Annotated in this window: 1 protein-coding gene; it reads right to left on the reverse strand. The window is 71.9% G+C overall.

The annotated features are described in order from the left end of the window. Window positions 1-285, reverse strand: a 285-nt coding sequence (locus tag WCD58_RS33575; RefSeq protein ID WP_337707496.1) for a transposase, incomplete at both ends; no start/stop codon positions are given.

A 285-nucleotide genomic window follows, 5' to 3' on the forward strand; every position in this document is an offset into this window, starting at 1 on the left:
TTCGGGGGCGGATGGTGCTTGGAGGCGGTTGAACACGACGCGGGCCAGGCGGCGTTTGAGGGCGCGGAGGGCTTCCATGGTGGTGTCGCCGCGGGCACGTCTGCGCTGGTAGTAGGCCTGCCCGAGGCTGCCGGGCAGTCGGGTCTGGGTGAGCGCGATGCGGTGCAGCGCGGCATTGAGCTGCCGGTTGCCGCTACGTGAGAGCCGGTGACGATCGTGGCGTCCCGACGACGCCGGCAGCGGAGCGGCGCCGGCGTGCATCGCGAAGCAGGCCTCGGAGCGGAA

Source organism: Actinomycetospora flava, assembly GCF_037400335.1.
In the GTDB taxonomy this organism is placed as follows: Bacteria; Actinomycetota; Actinomycetes; order Mycobacteriales; family Pseudonocardiaceae; genus Actinomycetospora; species Actinomycetospora flava.